Genomic DNA, 20,608 nt, shown 5'->3' on the forward strand with positions numbered 1-20,608 from the left:
GTTAAAAGTTAACTTATTTGAAATAAAACTTTTCTACGAAATGATTTATAAAGGAAATACTAAATATAATCAAATTTTAATTTGAATTCTATTGATACATAAGAATTTATCTTATGCTAAAGTATGATATTGCGCAATAAAAAAAATATAAAGAAAAAATACTTTTATTTATTTTTTATCAAAGTCAAAAAACATTAAAAAATTAATATGAAATCAGGCTTCAAGTTGGAACTAAGGTTCTGGAATTTGAGCGCATTTTTGGAAGGTTTGCGAAAGTGGTCTACTAGGGGATGGAGGGCCTAGAGGTAATCAGCTATTTTTTTGATATTGATGGACTCGAAAATCATTGTTTGACCATCGCATTTCTAATGATGTTTTCATAGGTATTACTTCCAAATGCCATTATTTTTTATTCAAGAATGCTAAAATTTGATGCTCGTATCTGCGTGACTTTTCTGAATGGATACAGCTTTCTGATGTTCAAGAATGTGGATTATCCATAGGGTATTATCCCTTTTTTTTCTCCAATTCACGGATCAGTTTTTTTTGGCAGGACGCAGGGTTTTCTCCCTTTGTCTATTTAGGATTTATCACTTCTTGAAATTGTATTTTTGGGTTTTTCGACCAATCCTGCCGAAATTCATTCTTCGATAAAACGGACTCGAAAAGCGGATGGAGGCGATCTTTTCCATCAGCTTTGTCTTCATGATCACCAAATCTTGCATCTGTTTTCCCCAGCGGTTCAAAATATGCATCAACGTTCCATCGTTTTTGGACGTCAACCCATAAAAGCCAACATTTTGAACTATTTTTATCCGGAGAAATCGGTTTCAGGAGAGATAAAACAAAACAAAAACCATAGCAGAAAGAAGGGAGACAAGCCTGAAAAAATGCGAACAGAGTTAAAAAGTACTGGAGTGGTTTCAGATTTCTATGTAGTTTTCAAATTATGGGCAATAAAACAGTTTCATTGGTGCTTTCCAGTGGTGGGGCCAGAGGCATGGCGCAGATCGGGGCAATCGAAGCATTGGAGGAATCCGGTTACACGATCGTTTCCATCGCCGGCAGCTCTATTGGGGCATTGATCGGTGGTGTCTATGCGACTGGGAAGCTTCCTGAATTCAAGGAATGGATATGCAATTTGGATAAAATTGACGTTTTTTCCCTGATGGATTTTACCCTTTCCAGAAATGGTTTCATCAAAGGAGACCGTGTCTTCAATGCCATCCAAAACATTGTACCTGACTGTCAAATTGAGGATTTGAAGATTCCATTTCGGTGTACAGCTGTTGAAATTCCCTTTGGGAAAGAAAAAATATTTACCAAAGGAAGCCTCTATAGTGCCATCCGGGCCTCCGTTTCCATTCCAACCGTCCTTACGCCAGCCCAAGTCAAGGGGAAATTCTATATTGACGGCGGGATTTTGAATCCCATACCCTTTAGCTTGCTTTCCAAAAAAACCAAAGGGGAATTGGTCGTGGCCATTGACCTCAATGGTCCAAGGGAGGCCTTTGTCAATCCAGAAAAACCCGTGAAAACGGATGAGGGGGGCCATTTACTTAAACTGCCGATCTGGGCAGCAGATTACAGGGATAAATTCAGCAAATACATCAGCTCAGATGAAAAGAAGGTAGAACAACCCAAGCAAATGGGGTCCATTGAATTGCTGAACCATTCTTTTGACTTGCTTCAGGACAAGCTTTCTGCCTTTGTCATCAAAAAACACAAAATGGACATGCTGATTGAAATTTCAAGGATGCAGGCCGGCACACTTGAATTTTACAGGGCTTCGGAATTGATCAAAATCGGCAGAAGCAAGGCATTGACGGCAATCGAAAAATTTGAAAATGGAAATCAGCAAGCTTAACTCCCTTCTGGGAAACATTGATATTTACCTTTTGGACCAAATCCTCAAGGGAAGATTTACCAAGGATATGAAAATCCTGGACGCGGGTTGCGGGGAAGGCCGAAACTGCATTTATTTCCTGAATGAGGGATATTCGATCTTCGGTGTGGACAGCAACCCGATTGCCATACAGATGGCGAGGATTTACGCCCAGACCATTCAAAAAGACTATGATATTTATCGGTTTCAGACTGCTTTGGTGGAGGATATGCCTTTTCACAAAGGTGCTTTTGACGCGATACTCAGCTCCGCCGTGCTGCACTTTGCCAGGGACCAAGGTCAGTTCATGCGGATGATGGAGGAGATGATGCGGGTGTTGAAACCCGGGGGGATATTTTTCCTGAGGATGACCACGGGGCATGGCGGGATGGAAGAAAGCGCAAGGGCTCTGGGAAACGGTGTTTTTGCATTGCCGGATGGCAGCGAAAGGTTTCTCCTGACGGAGCCTTTGTTGGCCTTAATTATCCAAAAATATGGACTCCGGCATTTGGAAGCCCCCAAAAGTGCCTTGGTCCATGGGCAGCGGGCGATGGGTGTTTTTGTCTGGGAGAAAGTGGGATAAAGGCGATGGGTTTGAAACCATTCAAAATAGCAATGCTCTTTTCAGCTTATTTTTCTCTTGAAGAGGGAAAGTTTTGGAAATGAGCAGGGCATTTCACAATTTAGCGGTCTCAAAAAATGGGATCTTAGCTCAGTTGGTTTAGAGCGCTGCTTTGACAGAGCAGAGGTCATGGGTTCGAATCCCTTAGGTCCCACATTTTTAAAATTTAAGGCGCTAATTTTTAGAGGATTCAATTGAAATTTTGGCGGGGTAGTGCAGACAGTGGCGCCTATTTTATCACGCAACACTCAAAATAATAACATTCCTATTTCCACTTAATGAATGATTCAGATCGGTAACGGTATCTTGAGTAGGGAAATAAATTGTTGGATTTTTTTTCACAGGCCTGTGGGAGATTCTATTGAAAATCCCCGGAATTGCTCAAAATCACATCTCTGATTCATTTCATCTTTTCCCCTTGGACCAAATTGGCCGAAAAGATTCTTTACGCTCAACGCTTTCGTTTCCCTATATCTTTTTCCCGAGGTCAACCCGTGGTTTTCATCCATTTTGATCTCCAGTAAATAACCAAACTGAAATTGGATTCCATGAGGTATCGTTCCCAAGAATACCAAAATTTTCAAACATGATTTTCCTGCAATACGAACAAAACTTTCCCCTCAACCCTAAAAATTCTGTGGAATAAGCTGAATATTTTTTCAGTGGTTTGAGGTTTCTCAACAAAGCACTTAAATTACGTGTCTCTTTACAATTCAGCATAAAATCAGACCCTATATGAAAAAAATACAACTCTTGTTGCTCACTTTTTTAGTGGCTTTAAGTGTCAAGGCCCAGAAAAGCCCGGAAGAATTCCTCGGCTATCCACTTGGTGAACGTTTTACACCCCATCATCGGGTAGTTGCCTACTTCGAACATCTTGCTGCCAGCCTTCCCAATGTGGAATTGGTTTACTACGGGGAAACCTACGAGAACAGACCGTTATTTGTGGCCTTGGTTTCTTCACCAGCAAACATGACCAATATTGAAAATATCCGATTGGACAACCTGAAGAGAACAGGTATGGTCGAAGGTTCTCCTTCTTCCCAAGTAGCACTCAACTGGATGCAGTACAATGTCCATGGCAACGAAGCCGTTGCCACCGAAGCCGCCATGATGACTTTCTGGCAAATCGCCGACCCCAACAATGCCCAATCCAAGGAATGGACGCAAAACCAGGTTTTGATCCTCGACCCTTGCGCCAATCCTGACGGTAGAGAAAGATACACCTCTTGGTATGGCCAAAAGCAAAACAACCGCCTCCAGCCAGATCCGCAGTCTGTGGAGCATTTTGAGCCTTGGCCGGGAGGAAGACCCAACCATTACCTGATGGATCTCAACAGAGACTGGGCATGGCAGACACAGAAAGAAACGGAAGAAAGACTGAAGCTCTACCATGAATGGATGCCGCATCTTTTTGTCGATTTCCATGAGCAAGGCATCAATGAGCCCTTCTATTTTGCTCCGGCAGCGCCGCCTTTGCATGAGCAACTTTCCCCTTTCCAACATGAATTCCAGGAGATTTTCGGTAGGAATACTGCCCGATATTTTGATGAAAACAGTTGGGATTATTTCACCAAAGAGCGCTTTGACTTGTTGTATCCCGCATACGGAGATACTTATCCCATGTACAACGGAGCCATCGGCATGACGATTGAACAAGGTGGGTCCGGAAGAGCAGGTTTGGGGATGTTGAATGCCTTGGGTGATACCGTTACTTTAAAAGACAGAATCATCCACCAGCACACAGCCGGGATTTCAGCAATTGAAGTGACCGCCAAAAATGCAAGTAGGCTCACAGATGAATTTGCCAAATATTTTAAAAGCAACAGTGCCAATCCAAGAGCGAAGTACAAAAGCTTCGTCATCAAAGGAGACCAAAATGCAGGGCGGGTAAAAGCGCTTTTGGCCCTTTTGGACAAAAATAAAATACAATATGGATTTGCCGGCAACCGATCAGGAATAAAGGGGTTGGACTACATGACGGGTAAATCCGTGACTTTCTCCACGACCGAAAAGGACATCATCGTCAATTCCTATCAGCCAAAATCGGTGCTTACCCAAGTGTTGTTTGAGCCACAGGCGACTTTGCAAGACTCCATTACGTATGACATTACCAGTTGGGCATTGCCCTTGGCTTATGGTGTACAGGCCTATGCTTTGGAATCCAGATTGGATGCGCCAAAGGGATTTGAAAAAGAACCCTTCATCGCCAATGCGCTTGACGGAAAGCCACTGGCCTATATTTCTCCCTGGAACGCGACGCAAGATGCCAAATTTCTTGCCGCTTTGTTGAGAGAAGGCATCAGGGTTCGAGTGACCAATTACGCCTTTGAAACCGGTGGACAATCTTATCCTGCAGGTTCCCTGCTGATCCACCGAAATGGCAATCAGTACAAAAAAGATTTTGACAAAATAGTGGTGGATTTGGCCAATGAAATGGAAATTTCCTTGAAGACCAGCACCACTGGATATGTGGACAAAGGCAAAGATTTTGGTTCTTCGGATGTACGGACGATCAAAGCGCCCAAAGTGGCCTTGCTCGGAGGTTCAGGAACCTCTTCCTTGAATTTTGGGGAGCTTTGGTATTTCTTTGAGCAGGAACTGGATTATCCAGTGAGCATCATTGAAGCCGACATGTTGGGAAGAATGGATCTGTATGGCTATGATGTCGTGATCATGCCTTCCAGTTATGGAAGTTATCTTTCTGATACAAATTTCAAAAAGGTGATGGACTGGGTAAAAGCAGGTGGCAAGCTCATTGCCATCGAAAATGCCTTGATGGCTTTTGCCGATAAGGAAGGTTTTGACTTGAGTAAATTCGACACAGAGGAAGAGAAAAAAGCTGCAGAGAAGGCAGAAAAGGAAATCCAGAATGTCGAAAGATTGGAGCCTTACCAAGAAAGGGAAAGAATGGGAATTTCCACCACGGCTGCAGGTGCAGTGTATGAACTGAAGTTGGATGAAACCCATCCATTGGCTTTCGGCATGGGCGGAAAATTCTATACCCTGAAGAACAACGGGTCAAGGTATGCTTATCTGAACAATGGCGTAAATGCCGGGATCATCCAAAACAATGATGCCTACAGATTTGGCTACATTGGCAGCAAAATCAAACCAAGAATGGCCCAATCCATGGTCTATGGTGTAGAAAACCAAGGTCGCGGACATATTGTGTACATGGTGGACAATCCGATGTTCCGTTCTTTCTGGGAATCCGGAAAGCTTTTGATGGCCAATGCAATTTTCTTGGTTGGACAGTAAACCATAACGGGATCCTAGATCCGGTTTTCAAATACTAATTGAGCTCAAGAGTAGGCAACGCCTATTTTTGAGCTCAATTTTTTTATCAAGAATTTTTTTTAGGACTGTATGGATGCCCCTTCCAAATTTGGAGAATGATTTTATCCTTTAGGATTGGATTCAGTTTTCAATCAATTTATTGTAAAGCGTATTACTGTAATAAGCATTACAATAAAGCGTAAGTGAAATTTCTGATCATCGCTATGAAATTAGCCAACTCCAATGGTAGGTGAAAATATCTTCCAGTACCTGAGCGTGATCGCTATGGTTCATAAGAAATCTGACAATAAACCTTGGTTATTTTCCCGAATTGCTCACAAAAGAGATCGATTGACTGTCGGGTGACCAGGAAGGGACATTGATGGTGCCTTGGCCGCCATAGAGGTAGGCGATTGTTCTGGGTGCGCCACCGGAAGTAGGCATCAATTTCAGCTCCACTCTTTTGTAAGAAGGGTGGTCATTTACAGGGATCTCAGCAGGAAAGGAAATAAAGGCAATCCATTTCCCATCCGGAGAGAGGTGTGGAAACCAATCGTTTTTTTCATCAAAGGTCAATTGTTCGTTTCCCGAGCCGTCGGGCTTCATTCTCCAGAGTTGCATTGTGCCGGATTGGCTGCCGTTGTAATAGATGAATTTTCCGTCAGGAGAATATTCACAGCCATCCACATGTTCCCCAGGCTGGGTGTTGGTCAAAGCGATTTCTGCTCCGCCATAGATGTTTTTTTGATAAATGTCGTAGGTCTTTTTCTCACCTCTCATGCCCACATAAAGTACTTTCTTGTTGTCCGGGGACCATCCATGCCAGTAGGAGGGGGTTTCTTCCGTGATAAGTTTGGGTTCGCCACCGGCCAAAGGCAATACATAAACCGTCGACCCACCGCCGGGAAACCCTTGCCTGTGGTGGCTGATGGCCAATAATTTTCCATCGAAGGAGATGCCATGGTCATTGTTGTTTCTGTCGGCAAAACCGGTGTTCAATTTTTCAATTTCCCCACCTGCTACAGGTATGGTGAACAATGCGCCATCCATATTAAAAAGCAGCTTTTTGCCATCGGGCATCCAATTGGGTGCTTCAAAGCGGTCTTCTTTCTCATAAATCACCTTTCTGATTCCGGTGAAAACATTCATGGTCTCCAGCCTGCAACCCAAATACCCTTCTCTCCCGGGATTGTAATTGTCTGCAACAGGTCGGTCGATTCGGACATTCCAGACTTTTGCTTGCTCCACCACATTTTCGTTGTGGGAATTGATAAAGATCCCTGCCAAAATCGAATTCCCCATCGTTTTCATCACGTGCGAACCGATAAGCTGAAGCGGTTCGCCTACATGCGCAGCCCTCATGGTGAATTCTTTTCCAGTCCGCTCCAACTGCAAAATCCCATAATGGCTTTTGGGAGAAAAAATCTCATCCTCGGGATCCCGCATAAAAGCGCCCTTCAGTTCCCGCCATTGCAAGACTGTCAAGCCGTCTCCATGAAGGGCCGCACTGATGTGGGGGGCATTGTCTTCTTCTGAATCCCGGATCATCAAACCGACTTTTCGGTGGGGGTCGGTTCCTTCGCCGATAAATTCAAAGTTGGCCGTGAGGATAAAATCCCCCTCTATTTTGTCAAACAAATAATGGAACTCATCTCTTTCAAACCAGACATTATAGCCACTCCCTTGAAGGATATAATGTTGTCCATCCTGGTCGTAGGATGCGCTGCCAGCCAACTTGGGATTGCCAATATCCTTGCTGCTTGGGAAAATACCGATCGTATCCTGTTGGGAAAAAGCGGGTTCAAGTAAAAATAGGCTAAGAAGAATGAATAGGTATTTCATGGTTTGGCTTTTAGGTTTGTTGGAAAAGAAATAATTAACAAAAAATTCTCTTTGAAAACCATGGATAAGTGATGGCTGGAGACCCTTGGTGTTAAAAAGCATAAATGTCCAGCCCGAGTGCTTCCGGTTTTCCCAAACCCATTTTGATTTAAAGAATACACCCATTTTTTTTCTGGTTTCTGCTTTTGACAGTTCATCCATCCAATTCCTCACTTCAGTCAGCTTTTATTTTTTGGCAGACACGTTTTCTTGAGTTTTGGGTCAAATGCAAAAGCGATGAAAACAATTCTTTCCATACTCCTCTTCTTTTTGGCAGTGCAAACCATCGGTCAAACCCTAATCAAAGGATCAGTGAAGGACCAAAAAGGGCAAACTATCCCAGGCGTAAATATCTTTATCAAAAACACATACGATGGTACCTCGTCCGATCTGGAGGGAAATTTCCAAATGGAAACGGAATTGGGAGGGACTCAAACCCTGATGTTCCAAGCGATGGGATTCAAAAGTCAGGAACTTGAAGTGGTCTTAAATGGGAGTGTCCAAGAATTCCATCCCGTGATGAGGGAGGCCATCAACGACATGACCGCGGTGACCATCACTGCAGGTGCGATGGAAGCTTCGGATGAAAAAAGAGCGGTGGTCTTGAAATCAATCGATATTGTCACGGTCCCTTCAGCGATGGGAGATATAGTGGGTGCATTTCAGACTTTGCCCGGAACGAGTACCGTTGGCAATGATGGAAGATTGTTTGTTCGTGGCGGAGATGCCAGCGAGACGGCCATCTTCATCGATGGGATGAAGGTTGGAAATGCTTTCGGCACCACCGCTTCCAACGTCCCCACGCGGACCCGATTCAATCCCAATTTGTTCAAAGGTTCTTTTTTCAGCACGGGAGGCTATTCCGCCGAATTTGGTCAGGCACTTTCCTCCACTTTGGCACTGAACACTGTGGATTTTCCGCTAAGAAGCCAGGGGGACGTCAGTCTCATGTCGATCGGTGGGGGATTTACCCAAACGCTGGCCGCTGAAAAAAGCAGCATTACGGCCTCTGCCAATTATTTTGACCTCGCTCCCTACCAATCCTTGATCCGGCAAAATTTCGATTGGGAAAGAGCGCCGTTTGGTTGGGATGCCGAAGTTTCGGCCAGACAAAAATGGGGAAATAATGGGATGGTCAAAGCCTATGTCCATACGGAATCCGGTGGGATGAAAATCTGGCAAGCCATTCCCGGTTCGGAGGAAAGAGGGGAATTGGTCGATGTCCAAAACCGCTATACTTTTGCCCAAGGATCCTTCAAGCAAATCGGGAAAAACGACTGGAGCTACTATGGAGGGATTTCTTATTCCAACAATGTCGATGCGCTGGTATTGGATCAGGTGGATCTTCGCAATCAAAACCAAGTGCTGCATGGCAAGTTCGTGGCTCTGAAAGGTTTTTCGGATAGATTCTCGATCAAAACCGGAGTCGAATCCTACACCTACCGCTATGAAGAGAATTTTCGATCCCAAAACAGCAAAAGGGAACTCAATGACCATCACACCAACATTTTTTCAGAGGCAGATTTTTACGTGAACAGCAAATTCATCTTGCGTGGCGGGCTGAGAGGTGGACACAGCTCCTTGGCCAAGGAAACTTGGTTGGACCCGAGATTGTCTCTGGCCTACAAATTTCCCAGCGAGGGCCAACTTTCCTTTGCCGCAGGCCAATTCAGTCAAATGCCAGTCGAGCAGCTCCGAATTTTCAATCAGGAATTGCAGAATACCAAGGCCAACCATTTGATTTTGAATTATTTTCTGAACAAAAACGGCAGAACTTTTCGGGCAGAGGCTTTCTACAAACAATATCAAAAACTGACCACGTTTAAAGGGAATCCTTTCCAATACATCGATATCCAGCAAAACGGAGAGGGATATGCCCAGGGTTTTGACCTCTTTTATAGGGACAGGGAGACAGTGAAAAACACTGATTTTTGGATCACCTACAGCTTTGTGGACAGCAAAAGGAAATTTGCCCAATACACGGAAAGGGTGCAGCCGGGTTTTGCGTCGAGACACAATGGGTCCCTCGTCATCAAGCATTTCGTATCTGGATTGAAATCCCAGATTGGGGCCTCTTTTGGGATCAATGACGGCTATACTTACACCAACCCCAATTTTCCGGGGCAAATGAATGACAAGACCAGGGGATTTCAGGATTTGAGTTTGAGCTGGAGTTACCTGCCTCGTCCCAACTTGATCCTTCACCTCGCCTGTTCCAATGTGTTGGGTAGGGATAATATTTTCGGATACCGATTCAGTGAACAGGCCAATGCATCCGGAAGGTTTGAGGCCTTGCCGATCAAGCTTCAGGCGCCACGGTTTCTGTTTCTCGGCCTATTCCTGACGCTTTCCAAAGACAAAAATGCCAATCAATTGAACAACTTATAAAACAAAAAAACTATGAAAAAGTACCTATTTGCCATCGGAATGATGTTCCTGATTTCAATCAGCATCAAAGCTTCTAATGAAGCGTATGAAAAAGCCATGCGCACTGAAATCCAAAAATTGTATCGAGCGGGAAGTGTCCAAGATCTGCAACAATCGGCCAATGTTTTTTCTCGGATTGCGGAAATGAATAAGGAAGAATGGTTGCCGGATTATTATGCAGCTTGGGCTTATGCCAATATGGGCTTTAGGACGGATGGGGGAATTCAGGAAAAGGATGGGTTCTTTGGACAAGCCAAGATGCATGCGAAAAAGGCAGCGAGCATTTCACCAAACAATTCTGAAATCGTGGCGATGCAAGGATTCATCATCATGGGAGAATTGAGCGTGGATCCAAATTCACGAGGGCAAAGCCTATCGCCGATTGCCATGCAGACCTTTGCCAAAGCCATCGAACTGAACAGACAAAACCCGAGAGCCATCTTCATGATGGCCCAAATGGAAAATGGGATGGCCCAATTCTTTGGTCAGGGACCGGAAAAGGCCTGCGGATTGGTCGATGCCAGTTTGAAACTTTTTGAAAAAGAAGCCTCTGAAGCAAAAGAAGGAGCATTGGAGCCCATGTGGGGCAAAAATATGGCAGCCCAAATGAAGGCGGAGTGTCCATGAATTTGGCTATGTTTCCAACAGCCCCTCCATCATCTTACCAGATGGAGGGGCTGTTTTCGAAATTTTTTCATGTCTGAATACTCCTTTTCCACAATTGCCAAAAGATCCTGTTTGTAAGAAAGTGCAAAAACCATATCTTCCATGGTGCATCGGATAATCGCTTTGTGACACGATAAGAACGTAAAATCGGGAAATTTTGATTGACTCTCCTTTTGGTCAAATAATAGACAGGACCATGAATTTGAAAAATAAGAAATATACCACCACCAGTGCACCCATCTTTAGGTCTTTTGGGAAATTCATCCTCTTGAATTTTGTGATTGCCTTGGTCTTGACGCTTTTTCAATGCGCAAAATGTTTTTTGTCTTCCGAGGGATTGGTTTCCATTCTTCCAGACTTTGGTTTCTCTTTTTTGATGTCCTCCGCGCTCAGTATGGGAGGGTTTCAGGTGCAGGAATTCTTTGACAAGAGGATTCCCTGGATCAAAAAACCTGTGAAAAGGCTGTTGCTGACGGCAGGTTCCTATTTGATTTATTCTTTTATCGTCAGTTATGTTTTGGTGATCCTGTATGTTTTGGTCAGTGTGGAAGGAATGACTTTAGGGAAAATTTCATGGTGGGACATCATCGGCTATACAAAAATGCCCGTGGCGATCGCCCTCGTGATTATCTCCATCTTCACGACGAGGTCCTGGCTTTACCAATGGAGAAATTCGGCTTTGGAAACCGAAAAATTGAAATCCGAAAATTTGGCCAGTCAATATCAATCCCTAAAAAACCAATTGAACCCACATTTTCTCTTCAATTCCCTCAATGCGCTTTCCCATCTGGTTTACGAAAGTCCGGACAAATCCGCTGCGTTTATCCAGCAACTGTCCAGGATCTACCGTTACGTATTGGATGTGCAGCAGGAGGAATTGGTCGCAGTGGAAAGGGAACTGGCTTTTGCCCAAAATTTCTTGAGTTTGCAGAAAATCCGATTTGATGAAAGTTTGGAATTTCGACTTGTTGTGGATCGGATGGAAGAGTATTTCATCCCACCACTTTCGCTCCAGCTGTTGTTGGAGAATGCCGTCAAACACAATGTGGCCAGCATGGAAAACCCTTTAAAAATCATAATCGAGCGGATTGATGACAAATTGATCGTCCGAAACAACCTTCAAGAGAAGCTGACCCCGGAAGTTGAAGAAAGGGGGATCGGCCTGGAAAACATCTTCAAACGCTACGCACTCCTGAGCGATCAAATACCAAAAATCACAAAATCCAAAGCCGAATTCATCGTGGAATTGCCTTTGTTAAGGCTGGATGAATAAGGCGTTTGCCTCCCTTTTGGTATACTATTGCCAGCATTTGTATTCATTTTAAAAAATCCCCAATTATTTAAAGCAAAATGTCTTATTCCTCCAAGCTCCAAATCTTGATCATTGAAGATGAAAAACCTGCCGCAAATCGGTTGCGGCAACTGCTGCAGGGATTTTTTCCGGAGGCTGTTCTTCATGGACACTTGGATACGATCATTTCCAGTGTCGATTGGCTTCAGGGACATCCTGCCCCGGATTTGATTTTCTGTGACATCCAGTTGGCAGATGGTCAGAGTTTTGAAATTTTTGAAAGGATAAAAGTCGGATCTCCCATTATTTTCACGACCGCCTTTGACCAATATGCGATCAAGGCCTTTAAGCTAAATTCAATTGATTATTTATTGAAACCAATCGATCCCCAGGAATTGGATCAAGCCCTTCAAAAATTCCAGAGTCAACAAAAGCAAGCCGGTTTGGATATCCAACAGCTCAAAGCGCTACTGGTGCCCCAAGCCGACCACCATAAATCCAGATTTTTGGTCAAATACGGAGAGAAAATTCAAAGTGTGCAGACTGCTGATATCTCCATTTTTTTCAGTGAAGAAAAAGTGACGTACCTACAGACCAAGGAAGGGAGAAGATACATTTTGGATTATACCCTGGACCAATTGGAGGGGATGTTGGACCCCCGGAAGTTTTTCCGCCTGAACCGAAAATACATTGCCTCCTTTTCCTCTATTTCCGAAATCCACACGTATTCAAACAGCCGTCTCAAAATAAAACTGACAAATACCGAGGACCAAGACATCTTGGTGAGCAGGGAAAAAGTGGGGGAGTTTAAGAATTGGCTGGACGGTTGATGAATGGTGTTCGAGGGGGCTGCTTTTTTCCTTTTACAGTCTAGAGCTATCGACTCCCATAGACAATACCAATTTCATTCCAGCCTGAAAGCACTCAATAATCAGTTGTTATTTACAATTTTTGATTTCACCCTATCGGGTTCATTTTTTTTGGGAAAATGAGTTTGATTCCTAGAATAGGGCAAATGAATCTCAGGGACAAGGGAAGGGGGAAATTCAAAAGCCCCACAAAAAATGAATTTGTAGGGCTTTTGATTTATATTCTTACTTTTTCTTCTATTCGTTTGGCGTGAAGGGATTTGCTTTCCTGATCAAGCCATCTGGCAATTCACCTTCCGTGCTGGCGACCAAAGTACAGACCGTAGCATCTCCCGTGACATTGACCACCGTACGGAACATGTCCAAAATCCTATCCGGAGCAATGATCAGGGCAATTCCCGCTGCAGGAACATTGATGGATTCCAAAACGATAATCAGCATGATCAAGCCTGCTCCCGGGACTCCTGCAGAGCCAATGGAGGCAAGTGTAGCCGTCAAGACGATCATGAGCTGTTGGGTAATCGTCAGGTCCATTCCCAATGCTTGGGCGATAAAAACCGCCGCAACCCCTTGGTAGAGACTTGTTCCGTCCATGTTGATCGTGGCTCCCAAGGGAAGCACAAAGCTACTTACCTCTTCGGAAACCCCGAGTTCCTCCTCTACCTGCTTCATCGTCACGGGTAAGGTGGCTGAGCTTGAGCTGGTGGAAAAAGCCAAGAGTTGTGCCGGACGAATGGCCTTGAAAAAGTCCAGATACTTGATTTTGGTGAAGGATTTCAAGATAAGGGGATAGACCACCATCATCATGATCAGCAAACCGCCGACTACGACCAGGCTGTATTTCAGTAGGGCCAACAACAGTTGAACGGCAGATTCGGGATTGTCCCCAGCAATCTCCACGATCAGTGATGCCATCAGGGCGAATACGCCATAAGGTGCGATCATCATGATATAGCCCACGATTTGAATAATGACGTCATTGAGTCCATCAAAAAAAGCAATGACTGGGGTGGCTTTTGTCTTAGGGATCTGAAGCAAAGCGATGCCTACAATGATGGCGAAGAAGACCACCTGAAGCATGCTTGCATTGTCTGCGGCAGCCTTAAAGATGTTTTCCGGAACGATGTCCACCAATGGTTGAAGAGGGCTTTGTTCCTTGAATTTTTCCGCTTGAGATGTCCTTGTGTCAACGGCATCATCATAAAGGGCCATTAAGTTTTCACGCGTTTCCTGAGGAAGACTTTTTCCAGGTTGGAATACATTGACCAAGAGCAATCCAAGGCTAACCGCCAAAATGGTGGTAATCAGATAGGTTACAATGGTTTTTCCTCCGATTCGGCTCAACTTGGAGATGTCTCCCAGATTTGAAACCCCTACAATGAGCGATGCCAACACCAAGGGAACCGCGATCATTTTCAAGGCGTTGATGAAGATCGTCCCGATGGGTTTGATATAATTGATGGTAAAATCCGGAGAAAATCCAGCCTGTACGATGACCAGCCCAAAAATCAATCCTAAGACTAAGCCAGCGATGATTTGGGTATGCAGGGGTATTTTTTTTAACATATTCTCCGAATTAATTGCTTAAAGTTTATTTGATCTGCTAATCAGCAGATAATCTGCCAATACCAAGGCGGTCATTGCTTCTACGATGGGTACAGCCCTTGGTACGACACAGGGGTCATGTCTCCCTTTTCCAGAAATCGTAACGGTCTCACCATCTTCATTTAGCGATTCCTGATCCTGCATAATCGTGGCCACGGGTTTGAAGGCCACGTTAAAGTAAATGTCCTCCCCATTCGAGATTCCTCCCTGGATTCCTCCTGAGTGGTTTGTTTTGGTCCGGATGCGGTCTCCATCTTTATAAAAGGCGTCATTGTGCTCGGAACCTTTCATTTTGATGCCTTCGAAGCCACTGCCATACTCAAAGCCTTTTACGGCATTGATGCTAAGCATGGCTTTTCCAAGTTCAGCATGAAGCCGGTCAAAAACGGGTTCGCCAAGTCCGGCGGGGACATTTTTGGCGACACATGTCACCATTCCGCCTACGGTATCGCGGTTTTTTCTGACCTCGTCGATAAAGGTGATCATTTTTTCCGCCATCTCTGGGTCAGGGCAGCGGATGATATTGGTCTCTGTAAGGCTGAGGTCAAGTTCAGTGTATTGCTTTTCCAGTTTGAGATCGCCTGTTTGACTGACATAGGCCTGGATGCTGATCCCATAATGTTTCAAAAGAAGTTTGGCGATTGCCCCTGCGGCAACACGGGCTGCCGTTTCCCTGGCACTGCTTCTTCCGCCACCTCTATGGTCGCGAATGCCGTATTTTTCAAAATAGGTGTAATCTGCATGAGAAGGCCGGAATTTATCTGCGATGTGCCCATAATCCTTGCTCTTTTGATCCTCGTTTGCGATCACTATCCCAATCGGGGTGCCAGTGCTTTTTCCTTCAAACACTCCCGAAAGAATCTGAAATTCATCTTCTTCCTTTCTTTGTGTAGTGATTTTGGATTGGCCCGGTTTTCTTCTTTGCATTTCGGCCTTGATGAATTCCTCATCTATTTCCAAACCGGCTGGACAGCCATCGATGACCACTCCAAGCGCTTTTCCGTGCGATTCTCCGAATGTACTAATCTTGAATAATTTCCCAAACGTATTCCCCATTATCTCTTTTTCATGATCAGGACAGCCAATAATATTACTGAAGCTGCCAGTAGCAGATTGATAAAGAGCGAAAAATAATACTTATATCGTTGGTTTAAAAGTTTATTGTCCTCTAGTTCTATCAAATCATAAATCCCTCCCAGTCGTTGGTTGGAAATGGCTTGATTGACTTTGGATTCGCCCACCACCCGAATCACTGATTTTGGCCTAAGCGTATCGTATTTTTCAGTATTGGGATTGAAATAAATCCAGTTGAAGTGGTCGGCGAGTTTTACTTCTCCGGCTTCATTCAGGGTAAGAAAATAGGTGAATTCCTTGATTCCCGAGATCCGCCCATTGCCGCGATTGATCTGCTGGCGGACATTTGGATCGTAGGTATTGAGTTTTTGGATTTGGTTTGCCTTTGGAGGAGAAATCGAATTGATGTTTCCCTCGCCACTGACACCGAAATTATAGGTGAATCCCTCGCCCGTTTGCACCTGAAGATCGGTGAAATTTTCACGCAGCTGGTACAATCCCACGCTCACTTCATTTTTCAGGGGATGTGGAGGGAGTGGTTTGACCTTGATTTTCTTGCCTGATGAATAAAAGGTCTTGAAGTCTTCTAGGCGGTTGCTGCCAAAAAACGTCGGGTTTTTGGCCAACTTGTATTTGATCATTTCCCAAGCCACTGAGGGAATATTGATTTCCCCTTCGGAAAAAGGGAAAAATACGGCCTCATAGACCTTGTATTTGATCCAGTTTTTCCCATTGAAAGTAACCTTTTCTGGTTGAATGCTCGTGATGTTGAAGTTTTCCTCCCATGCATTGGAAGGTTTGATTTTTTTCAGCATTTCATCCAATTGCCTTCCAGGTTCATAGAACTGGAAGGGGGCTTGGTTGGTCTCTGACATGTAGAATGCCAGGCTGACGTTGATGCCTTCACCGACAAATACTTCCTCCTTGTTGACTGTGGAGGCGAAAAATGCATCGTCCTCGATTTCGATGAATTCAGGTTCAGCCTGCGTTCCTCCAAATAGATCATCAGTTGGCCCAAAGAGTCCCGGGGTCCTTTGGGCGGCACGGGCGTCTACCACGTTGATTGATTTTCCGGGGGAAGCATAATCATTCCCGTTTATTTTTACCGAAAAACTTCCGGTTTGGAATCTGCCTTTTTTGGTTGGTTTGTAATATTGGATGATGCTGTTGGTACTGCTCATTTGCCCATTGATCAGGTTCATGGAGGAGGATTGCGAAAGTCCTTGCTTTTGGAATCCGGGGATCTCTGGGAATTGATCGTAGGACTTTATTTTGTCATTGGAAATCGTGACCTTTATATTAAAGGTCTCATTTAGACCGATTTCGTCAGGCCCCAGTTCAATGGTTATTTCCTGGGCCCAGGTGTTGAAAGAAATAAAGCCGAAAAGCAATACAAAAAGACACTTGGCAATCGTTAATTTCATATTGGTATTTATTCTTGAGGAGCGCAAATTAACTTTATATTTTAAACGCAACAAACGATATCTAGTATCGTATCCATTATTAAATTGAACTTGTACAAACAAATTAATTTTAAGCTATGTTGGAATACGTTAAAATTGTTTTGATGAAAGTAAGTTTTGACAAGAGACTCTTCGAGAAAGAGTTGCGAAAGGGACTGAATCTTTTGATGCCGGCCGAAATCAAAGAATTCAGGGATTGGTGTTATCGGAATTTTTCCAAAATATATGAACCAGTGTTAAACAGATATTTTGTCGATTTTTCTGGATAAAATGTACAGCCCCATCAATGGGGCTTTTTTTTTGTCAATCAATCACCGGATGCCTTTTGAAAGGTTTATCCCGATCAAAAAGATAGCGGTAAGTCACCAATTTTCTAAAAGGTTTTCCGCCGAGGTTTTTGGAAATATTCAGCATCTTCGGGTTGAAGTCCCCCTGCCAATACAGCTCCAGTTTTTTGTATCCCGTCCTTGATTTGATAACTTTTTCCGCTTCCACGATCATAAAATAATCCAAGCCCGATCCTTGAAATTCAGGTACGACTCCATATACGATTCCCACGAAGTTGGTATTGGTACCGAAAGTCTTGATCAAAAAAAACTTGAATTTTGCCCAGATCCCAAATTGGCCCTTGAGGTGCTTGACGATTTGGTTGATGTCCGGGAGATTGATCCACATCACCACCGGCTCATTTTTATGGTAGACAAACCACACCAGCTTTTCGTCCAAGACGGGCTTGAGTGATTGGATCAATTTCCTCGCTTGGGCAATCGCCATCTCCTTATTTCCACTGTGGTTTGCCCACGCCTTGTTGTAGACGGCACAAAAATCTTCCGCAAACTTATCCAGCTGATTTTTATTGACATGCCGGGCTTGGAAATCCGGATTGCCAGCAAATTTTTGGTGGCTTTCATAAAATTTGGCCTCCAGTTGGTTTGATTCCTCTGCCACGGAAAGGCTCCAGCATATCTGGTTGTAGAAGTTTTTGAAACCGTAATTCTCAAATAATTTCTGGTAATAAGGTGGGTTGAAATTCATGCTGTAGATCGGCGGATGGAATCCCTCCACCAACAATCCCCACCATTTGTCCCTGTCGCCCAGGTTGATTGGGCCATCCATTGCCTGCATGCCCCTTTCACCCAACCATTTCTTGGCAGTGTCAAACAATACATCAGCAACCTCTTGCTTATCGATACAATCAAAAAATCCAATCCCTCCGATAGGAAGCTCGTCCCCTTTGTTCTTGTATCTTTTATTCACAAAAGCGGCGATTCTTCCCAGGCAATTGCCTTCATAGTCCTTCACAATCCACCTTATCACCTCTCCATGTTGGAGCAGTTTGTTTTTCTGAGGATCAAATACAGCCAGAACATCCTGGTCCAAGGGTCTGATCCAGTTGGGGAAAAACCTGTTTATCAGGACATGGGTCTTGATAAATTCCTTTTCATCGATTTTTGATTTTATTTCCAATAACCGCATCGGATTTTTGGTTTAGCTAAAACAGTGGATTAAAAAACTTAATCTAAGATAGGTTAAAATTAATATTTCTCAACAAGCCTTGGAATTTTGTTCTTTTTATCGCTGATTTTTGAAAAACCTTATTGAAAGTTTCCTCTGTGAGTTCCTGCCAATCCTTATTTCCCATGGTTTTTAGGTCGGGATGAGGAGCAAATTTGGCTTCCTGGTGGGGTTTGGAGAAACTGTTCCAGGGACAGACATCCTGACAAATATCGCATCCGAAGACCCAGTTTTCGAATTTCCCCTTCATCTCATTGGGGATTTGATCCTTGAGCTCAATCGTGAAATAAGAAATGCACTTGGATCCATCCACCACTCCCGCTTGTACGATGGCATCTGTGGGGCAGGCATCCACACATTTGGTACAGGTACCGCAGTAGTCCTTGATCATGGGAGGATCAGGCGTGACTTCCAGGTCGATGATCAGTTCGGCCAGAAAAAAGAAACTGCCCATTTGGCGGTTCAAGAGCAGGCTGTTTTTTCCTTGCCAGCCCAATCCTGATTTTTGTGCCCACTGTCGCTCCATTACGGGCGCAGAATCCACAAATGCCCTGCCCCCAAATTCCCCAATTTCGGTCCTCAGGTTGGTGAGCAGCGTTTTCAGTTTCTCTTTGATGACGAAGTGGTAATCTTCACCATAAGCGTATTTGGCAATCTTCAAATTCTCAGGGGAATCGGGGAGCCTTTTTTCGGGATAATAATTGTAGATCAGGCTGATCACCGTTTTGGCTCCTTCCACCAAAAGTGTTGGGTCCAAGCGTTTGTCAAAATGATTGGCCATGTAGGCCATCTCACCATGGTGGTTTTTATTCAACCAATCCTCCAGCTTCGGCGCTTCCTCTTTCAAAAATTCCGCCTTGGCCACGCCACAAAAATCAAATCCCAGATTTTTGGCTTGGGTTTTTATAATTTGGGCATATTTGTCTTTTTGAACATTCATTTATTGGTCAAATAAACCAGCGGTCCCTCCCTTGGTATTTGGTTTTATTTTTAGGTGTTTATAGGCAAGTTCAGTGGCCATTCTGCCTCTTGCAGTTCTTTTGAGATAGCCTTCTTGGATCAAAAAGGGCTCGTAAACCTCTTCGATGGTTTCTGCTTCTTCAGAACAAGCCGTCGCGATGGTACTCAAACCCACAGGCCCGCCGTTGAATTTTTCGATGATGGTCATCAGGATCCTATTGTCCATCTCGTCCAATCCATTTTCATCCACATCCAAAGCGTTCAGGGCAATCTTGGCGATGTCCATATTGATAGTCCCATTTCCCTTTATTTCGGCGAAATCGCGCGTTCTTCGGAGGAGCATGTTGGAAATACGGGGCGTTCCCCGGCTCCTTCTGGCGATTTCGTAGGCGGCAACATCATCGATCGGGGTCTTCAGGATTCCCGCAGATCGGGTCACGATGTCGGTGAGCAATTTGGCGTCGTAATATTCCAATCGGGAATTGATACCAAACCGCGCTCTGAGAGGCGATGTCAAAAGTCCAGATCGGGTAGTGGCGCCGATGAGCGTAAAAGGACTGAGGGAAATCTGTACCGATCGGGCATTTGGACCCGAATCCAGCATGATGTCTATCCTGAAATCCTCCATGGCCGAATAGAGATATTCCTCCACGATGGGATTCAACCTGTGGATCTCATCAATAAACAAGACATCACCCTCTTCCAGATTTGTCAAAAGGCCGGCAAGGTCGGAGGGTTTGTCCAAAACCGGACCGGATGTGATCTTGATCCCCGCCTCCAATTCGTTGGCAATGATATAGCTCAAGGTTGTTTTTCCCAAGCCCGGAGGTCCATGGAGCAAGACATGGTCCAGGGGTTCATTTCTTTTCTTTGCCGCCAGAACGAAAATTTTCAGGTTTTCGACGATTTTGTATTGTCCCGTAAAATCATCAAAACTCAAGGGACGCAGCGCTTTTTCTATCTCCTTGTCCGAGGCGCTCAGGTTGTTGTTCTCTCCACTCAGATAATCTTCTCTCATAGCATGTTTGTCCGCGTCTACAAAGATAGAAAATTCAATCAAGGCATCAGGGT

The 20,608-nt window shown here is 44.4% G+C and carries 16 protein-coding genes and 1 tRNA gene; 9 read left to right on the forward strand and 8 right to left on the reverse strand.

Annotation, left to right across the window (positions count from 1 at the left end; translation table 11 throughout):
* Positions 1 to 590 precede the first annotated feature (590 nt).
* The gene (locus F824_RS27415) at positions 591 to 755 is read right to left on the reverse strand and encodes a hypothetical protein (RefSeq protein WP_019596551.1); all 165 of its coding nucleotides are present in this window, start codon (positions 753 to 755) and stop codon (positions 591 to 593) included.
* Between the two features lie 194 nt (positions 756 to 949).
* On the opposite strand from F824_RS27415, the gene F824_RS0103905 reads away from it, so the two are divergent.
* The 4 genes from F824_RS0103905 (at position 950) to F824_RS0103925 (ending at position 5,768) form a co-directional block, all read left to right on the forward strand.
* Positions 950 to 1,867: a patatin-like phospholipase family protein gene (locus F824_RS0103905; RefSeq protein ID WP_019596552.1), complete on the forward strand. Its 918-nt coding sequence runs from the start codon at positions 950 to 952 to the stop codon at positions 1,865 to 1,867.
* Positions 1,848 to 2,468: a class I SAM-dependent methyltransferase gene (locus F824_RS0103910; protein WP_019596553.1), complete on the forward strand. Its 621-nt coding sequence runs from the start codon at positions 1,848 to 1,850 to the stop codon at positions 2,466 to 2,468. The genes F824_RS0103905 and F824_RS0103910 overlap by 20 nt, the downstream gene beginning before the upstream one ends.
* A 118-nt stretch (positions 2,469 to 2,586) precedes the next feature.
* Positions 2,587 to 2,661: transfer RNA gene (locus F824_RS0103915), tRNA-Val, on the forward strand.
* A gap of 581 nt (positions 2,662 to 3,242) precedes the next feature.
* Positions 3,243 to 5,768 carry a M14 family metallopeptidase gene (locus F824_RS0103925; RefSeq protein WP_019596555.1) on the forward strand — a complete coding sequence of 842 codons (2,526 nt, stop codon included), beginning with the start codon at positions 3,243 to 3,245 and terminating at the stop codon, positions 5,766 to 5,768.
* A 336-nt stretch (positions 5,769 to 6,104) separates the two neighbouring features.
* Here the strand turns inward: F824_RS0103925 and F824_RS0103930 are convergent, their stop codons facing one another.
* Complete coding sequence (locus F824_RS0103930; RefSeq protein ID WP_026333480.1) at positions 6,105 to 7,628, reverse strand: TolB family protein; 1,524 nt, start codon at positions 7,626 to 7,628, stop codon at positions 6,105 to 6,107.
* A gap of 276 nt (positions 7,629 to 7,904) precedes the next feature.
* Between F824_RS0103930 and F824_RS0103935 the strand changes: the two genes are divergently transcribed.
* The 4 genes from F824_RS0103935 to F824_RS0103955 all read left to right on the forward strand — a co-directional run bounded on the left by F824_RS0103935 (position 7,905) and on the right by F824_RS0103955 (position 12,881).
* Positions 7,905 to 10,055 (forward strand): TonB-dependent receptor, encoded by a 2,151-nt coding sequence (locus F824_RS0103935; RefSeq protein ID WP_022582172.1) that lies wholly within the window; start codon positions 7,905 to 7,907, stop codon positions 10,053 to 10,055.
* A 12-nt stretch (positions 10,056 to 10,067) separates the two neighbouring features.
* The gene (locus F824_RS0103940; protein ID WP_019596559.1) at positions 10,068 to 10,721 is read left to right on the forward strand and encodes a hypothetical protein; all 654 of its coding nucleotides are present in this window, start codon (positions 10,068 to 10,070) and stop codon (positions 10,719 to 10,721) included.
* 235 nt (positions 10,722 to 10,956) lie between these two features.
* Positions 10,957 to 12,033 (forward strand): sensor histidine kinase, encoded by a 1,077-nt coding sequence (locus F824_RS0103950; protein ID WP_019596561.1) that lies wholly within the window; start codon positions 10,957 to 10,959, stop codon positions 12,031 to 12,033.
* A 77-nt stretch (positions 12,034 to 12,110) separates the two neighbouring features.
* Complete coding sequence (locus tag F824_RS0103955; RefSeq protein WP_019596562.1) at positions 12,111 to 12,881, forward strand: LytR/AlgR family response regulator transcription factor; 771 nt, start codon at positions 12,111 to 12,113, stop codon at positions 12,879 to 12,881.
* 276 nt (positions 12,882 to 13,157) lie between these two features.
* Here the strand turns inward: F824_RS0103955 and F824_RS0103970 are convergent, their stop codons facing one another.
* Genes F824_RS0103970 through F824_RS0103980 form a run of 3 tightly spaced genes read right to left on the reverse strand, consistent with a single transcriptional unit; the run spans position 13,158 to position 17,023 of the window.
* Positions 13,158 to 14,486, reverse strand: coding sequence for a dicarboxylate/amino acid:cation symporter (locus F824_RS0103970; protein WP_019596565.1), 1,329 nt, complete (start codon positions 14,484 to 14,486; stop codon positions 13,158 to 13,160).
* Between the two features lie 18 nt (positions 14,487 to 14,504).
* Positions 14,505 to 15,581: a chorismate synthase gene (aroC, locus tag F824_RS0103975; protein ID WP_019596566.1), complete on the reverse strand. Its 1,077-nt coding sequence runs from the start codon at positions 15,579 to 15,581 to the stop codon at positions 14,505 to 14,507.
* Positions 15,581 to 17,023 (reverse strand): BatD family protein, encoded by a 1,443-nt coding sequence (locus F824_RS0103980; RefSeq protein ID WP_019596567.1) that lies wholly within the window; start codon positions 17,021 to 17,023, stop codon positions 15,581 to 15,583. Before F824_RS0103980 ends, aroC begins: the two co-directional genes overlap by 1 nt.
* A 116-nt stretch (positions 17,024 to 17,139) precedes the next feature.
* Between F824_RS0103980 and F824_RS27910 the strand changes: the two genes are divergently transcribed.
* On the forward strand, positions 17,140 to 17,331 hold the full coding sequence (locus F824_RS27910) for a hypothetical protein (RefSeq protein WP_019596568.1): 192 nt from the start codon (positions 17,140 to 17,142) through the stop codon (positions 17,329 to 17,331).
* Positions 17,332 to 17,365: 34 nt separating this feature from the next.
* On the opposite strand, the gene F824_RS0103990 is transcribed toward F824_RS27910, so the two are convergent.
* Genes F824_RS0103990 through ruvB form a run of 3 tightly spaced genes read right to left on the reverse strand, consistent with a single transcriptional unit; the run spans position 17,366 to position 20,555 of the window.
* Positions 17,366 to 18,538 carry a hypothetical protein gene (locus tag F824_RS0103990; protein ID WP_019596569.1) on the reverse strand — a complete coding sequence of 391 codons (1,173 nt, stop codon included), beginning with the start codon at positions 18,536 to 18,538 and terminating at the stop codon, positions 17,366 to 17,368.
* Positions 18,539 to 18,581: 43 nt separating this feature from the next.
* On the reverse strand, positions 18,582 to 19,517 hold the full coding sequence (gene queG, locus F824_RS0103995; RefSeq protein ID WP_019596570.1) for a tRNA epoxyqueuosine(34) reductase QueG: 936 nt from the start codon (positions 19,515 to 19,517) through the stop codon (positions 18,582 to 18,584).
* On the reverse strand, positions 19,518 to 20,555 hold the full coding sequence (gene ruvB / locus F824_RS0104000; protein ID WP_026333481.1) for a Holliday junction branch migration DNA helicase RuvB: 1,038 nt from the start codon (positions 20,553 to 20,555) through the stop codon (positions 19,518 to 19,520). It abuts the gene before it with no gap.
* Positions 20,556 to 20,608: the final 53 nt, after the last annotated feature.

This window comes from Rhodonellum psychrophilum GCM71 = DSM 17998, assembly GCF_000381545.1.
GTDB lineage: Bacteria > Bacteroidota > Bacteroidia > Cytophagales > Cyclobacteriaceae > Rhodonellum > Rhodonellum psychrophilum.

What these genes read in the sequence shown, in the direction of transcription:
- F824_RS27415 (WP_019596551.1), bottom strand. Translation starts at nt 755, where the DNA reads ATGCATATTTTGAACCGCTGGGGAAAACAGATGCAAGATTTGGTGATC.
- F824_RS0103905 (WP_019596552.1), top strand. Translation starts at nt 950, where the DNA reads ATGGGCAATAAAACAGTTTCATTGGTGCTTTCCAGTGGTGGGGCCAGA.
- F824_RS0103910 (WP_019596553.1), top strand. Translation starts at nt 1,848, where the DNA reads ATGGAAATCAGCAAGCTTAACTCCCTTCTGGGAAACATTGATATTTAC.
- F824_RS0103925 (WP_019596555.1), top strand. Translation starts at nt 3,243, where the DNA reads ATGAAAAAAATACAACTCTTGTTGCTCACTTTTTTAGTGGCTTTAAGT.
- F824_RS0103930 (WP_026333480.1), bottom strand. Translation starts at nt 7,628, where the DNA reads ATGAAATACCTATTCATTCTTCTTAGCCTATTTTTACTTGAACCCGCT.
- F824_RS0103935 (WP_022582172.1), top strand. Translation starts at nt 7,905, where the DNA reads ATGAAAACAATTCTTTCCATACTCCTCTTCTTTTTGGCAGTGCAAACC.
- F824_RS0103940 (WP_019596559.1), top strand. Translation starts at nt 10,068, where the DNA reads ATGAAAAAGTACCTATTTGCCATCGGAATGATGTTCCTGATTTCAATC.
- F824_RS0103950 (WP_019596561.1), top strand. Translation starts at nt 10,957, where the DNA reads ATGAATTTGAAAAATAAGAAATATACCACCACCAGTGCACCCATCTTT.
- F824_RS0103955 (WP_019596562.1), top strand. Translation starts at nt 12,111, where the DNA reads ATGTCTTATTCCTCCAAGCTCCAAATCTTGATCATTGAAGATGAAAAA.
- F824_RS0103970 (WP_019596565.1), bottom strand. Translation starts at nt 14,486, where the DNA reads ATGTTAAAAAAAATACCCCTGCATACCCAAATCATCGCTGGCTTAGTC.
- aroC (WP_019596566.1), bottom strand. Translation starts at nt 15,581, where the DNA reads ATGGGGAATACGTTTGGGAAATTATTCAAGATTAGTACATTCGGAGAA.
- F824_RS0103980 (WP_019596567.1), bottom strand. Translation starts at nt 17,023, where the DNA reads ATGAAATTAACGATTGCCAAGTGTCTTTTTGTATTGCTTTTCGGCTTT.
- F824_RS27910 (WP_019596568.1), top strand. Translation starts at nt 17,140, where the DNA reads ATGTTGGAATACGTTAAAATTGTTTTGATGAAAGTAAGTTTTGACAAG.
- F824_RS0103990 (WP_019596569.1), bottom strand. Translation starts at nt 18,538, where the DNA reads ATGCGGTTATTGGAAATAAAATCAAAAATCGATGAAAAGGAATTTATC.
- queG (WP_019596570.1), bottom strand. Translation starts at nt 19,517, where the DNA reads ATGAATGTTCAAAAAGACAAATATGCCCAAATTATAAAAACCCAAGCC.
- ruvB (WP_026333481.1), bottom strand. Translation starts at nt 20,555, where the DNA reads ATGAGAGAAGATTATCTGAGTGGAGAGAACAACAACCTGAGCGCCTCG.